The 3,167-nt window shown below is 46.5% G+C and carries 5 protein-coding genes; all 5 read right to left on the reverse strand.

The window, feature by feature from the left end:
- Window positions 1–38 precede the first annotated feature (38 nt).
- Window positions 39–1,157: a phage tail protein gene (locus tag ACFINZ_RS09150; RefSeq protein ID WP_375701368.1), complete on the reverse strand. Its 1,119-nt coding sequence runs from the start codon at window positions 1,155–1,157 to the stop codon at window positions 39–41.
- Complete coding sequence (locus ACFINZ_RS09155; RefSeq protein ID WP_375701369.1) at window positions 1,157–2,023, reverse strand: baseplate J/gp47 family protein; 867 nt, start codon at window positions 2,021–2,023, stop codon at window positions 1,157–1,159. Before ACFINZ_RS09155 ends, ACFINZ_RS09150 begins: the two co-directional genes overlap by 1 nt.
- The gene (locus tag ACFINZ_RS09160) at window positions 2,016–2,396 is read right to left on the reverse strand and encodes a GPW/gp25 family protein (RefSeq protein WP_375613760.1); all 381 of its coding nucleotides are present in this window, start codon (window positions 2,394–2,396) and stop codon (window positions 2,016–2,018) included. Before ACFINZ_RS09160 ends, ACFINZ_RS09155 begins: the two co-directional genes overlap by 8 nt.
- A 3-nt stretch (window positions 2,397–2,399) precedes the next feature.
- On the reverse strand, window positions 2,400–2,600 hold the full coding sequence (locus tag ACFINZ_RS09165; protein WP_015856807.1) for a hypothetical protein: 201 nt from the start codon (window positions 2,598–2,600) through the stop codon (window positions 2,400–2,402).
- Window positions 2,601–2,612: 12 nt separating this feature from the next.
- Window positions 2,613–3,167, reverse strand: a 555-nt coding sequence (locus ACFINZ_RS09170) for a baseplate assembly protein (protein ID WP_375701370.1), incomplete at its 5' end; no start/stop codon positions are given.

Raw genomic sequence — 3,167 nt, forward strand, 5'->3', positions numbered from 1 at the left:
TGTCAATTGCAAAGGGTAAACCACTTTCATGCTTCATATTAAAACCTCAATAAAATCTTGAATTGTTCGCGAACATCGGCACGCAAAGGAATATTGATAGGTGTTTTGAGTATCTCTACACCACCACGTAGTTCATGAGCTCCAAGCCAAAGCTTGCCCAGGGGGATATCAAGGGGGATATCTTGTTTGGGAATGCCATGAACGAGAAGGGAAACAGAAGCGGCTTGTTTGTCCTCAACATCTTCAAAATCTGTGCGGGCTGCAACAAGAAGCGCCGTGCCCATCGAGGAGGGCTGATAGTGATTGCCTGAATGGCTATAAACACCATCCAAAGCCTGTTCGACAGGCGCTACAGCATAGCATCTGCGATACCCAATCACGCTATTTTGGCTGTCTCTTAACACGAGATAAAGCGTGCGGTTGCTAAACCACTCTGCCATGAGTATATCGCGTTCATGTTTTTTGACCGAACACCACGGAAAATTTGCCATGTCCCATGGATAATCGATTTGTTCCCAGCTTAACTCTTCATCCCCATCATCTATCCAATTGCCAATAAGCCTGCCTTCTTCTCTTGTGAGCGTGTGATTGATCTCTGTTGTGCGCCCAAAGGAAAACAAAGTGCCCCCAGCTGTTAAGCGAACACCGCTTTCATACTCCAATATGCTGTCATCAAGGCGTGACATATTGCATTCAACAGCTTGCACATCATAACCATAGGTCCCACGGCGAAAATCAGAGCGCAAACTTTTGGAAAGGTCGGTAATCGCTTCAATGGCTTCAAGGCTTTTCCGTTCAGGCAACTGATCAAAATCAAGTTGAAAGGAATTCCACCATGCTCGCCCAGTCCAGGCGGGTTGAAAGCGTGCCGAAATCCCTAGCCATTCAAGCCCCATCTCTATTGCCGCAAGGGAGCCGCGAATATTTTGCCATGCAAGACCCTGATCAATTAAATCATAAAGGTTAGAGAAATAAGGGTTTAATTCTTGTAAGCCATATTCATCAATTAAAAAGGGCAACCAAGAAGGCGGACGCGTAATAAATTTCGCACGGGGTATTTCTTCGAGTGCCGTTTTAACGTGAAGTTCAAGAGCCATTGCTTCTGCAAAACAACGTTCAAACAAGCTCGAATTCGGGGGCAAAAGTGAGGAAAGCATCAATAAGCACGCCCCCGTTCAAACAAAACAATATCCCCTAGTGCGACTGCTTCATCAGGTGCGACCAAAATATCCTCAAAAGGTTGCGTTATGTTCACATGGTGAACGCCCTCAACCATCAAGCGGCTTAGTATCCAACTTAAAGACAAATCACGCCCAAGCCTTTGCGCACGCGCCCATTCTGCTCTTAAATTCTGCTCCGCTCTTTCCAAAACAAAGGAGCCTTCATCCGGTAACAACCAAAAATCAGCAGAAACATTGATCATCCGCTGTACCGCGCTTTTCACAAGGATGTGGTCATTGGTCATTTTAACATGGGGGGCATCAAGGGCTGCTTGCACCTTTGCAATTAAAGCCTCATCAGCCACCCCTGAAGGAGCGTCACTAAAAAGCGCAACATGAATAAGCGGACTTTTACCCTCACGATAAACAAAAGCATCTTTGACATGGATATCGCTTGAGAGGGCAAAATATTGGTAACGTGGCGCTGTGCCACCTGTGGAATGTCCTTGTCTATTCAAGCGAATACGGCGGCGCAAACGCTTATCATCTTCATCCAAAAGGCGCGTGACCCCATGAAAATCCCCCAAATGATCTAAACTTGTTCCATGGGCAAATGTGAGTAAATTATCCCGCGCTACTTCATTAATTCGCTGGCGCAATAGCAACTCTTCATAAGCCGCCGCTTGCAATTGAATGACAACCGGATCATAAGCCGTCTTTTCCACATTATAAGGAATATGATGCGCTGCAAAAAGCTCAGTCAAACGCGTGATCTTTTGCTCTAAAATTGCTTCAACAGAAAGCTCTTCAATAATTTGTGGCAAAGGAATCTGTGAAAAGGGTAAAGGTTCAAACTCAGTCATCACCAACCTCTAAATTGATGCTCATTGGCTCTTGGTGTGACCAATCTCCCAAATGCCCATTGGGATAAAAAACACCCGTTAAAACAAAATGGAACGTGCCTTCACGCGTTGCTTTTGTCAGATCAATCCTCTGCAACGAAAACCCAGGCTCTCCACACTCTGGATCATCGAGTGCTTCAACAATTGCTTGATAAAGCTGCATCATCGTCGCAGGATCAGCATTGGCATCTTGGAATGCTCCAACATCACATCCATAATGACGACGCAAAACCCGTGTCCCAATTCTTGTCGTCAGACATTTACGAAGTGACTGTTGGCAATGTGCAAAGCCATATAAAAGAGAGCCATCCTTTTCGCTCATCCCGCACCGCATGCTTTAAGCCCCTTTGCTTGTCTTTGTGGTAGAAACAGTTGGGGGCGCAGAAACAACAGGGGCTGGTTTTTCAGCGATCTGACCAAGCAGCAACGGATATTTAGCCGCTTCCTCACTTAAACAAATTTCCTCACCCTTGCCCGGTGAACGCTTGCCTGCAACAAAATCGGCATTGGTTAAAATAACATAAGTGTTCTCACGCATGATAAAACTCCTTTAAAGAGGGGAAGAGGTTGTGGAAGGACCCATTTTGACCCCACCGTGTTTGTGGCTTGCGCCAACAGATTTTTGATTGTGCTGTAAATCTTTTGCTTCAATCCGCACACTGCCCGTTAATTCAACACGGGTTGATTGATGAGAAAGCACCAAACCTTGTGCACTCAAATGAATTTGGTTTTCCCCATGGGAGAGAATAAGTTCATCTTTTGTCATCCGCAAAGCGCCACCGGCATAACAGAGCGCCAACTCTTGCGGCGAGCGTGCGGGATTAGGCGCATCCTCACTATAGCTATCGCGCACCACCAGAGAGGCAGAACCAATTTCGCCATGGGGGTTTAACAACCGCACCGGATCACCAACATTGAAAGGCATATTGCTGGAAACAGCTCCCGCCGCTTCTTGCGCTTGTAGCCAAGGCGATAAAACCGCTTGTCCATTAGAACCCTGTTCGCAAAGTTTCACCCGCACCCTATGGCCATCAACTTGCACAACCCGCCCAATCATGTGCTGGTTGGCAAGACAGCGTTCAAGCGCATCAAGACGCTTCATTAT

It is taken from the genome of Bartonella sp. AA81SXKL (genome assembly GCF_042196945.1).
Taxonomy (GTDB): Bacteria; Pseudomonadota; Alphaproteobacteria; order Rhizobiales; family Rhizobiaceae; genus Bartonella.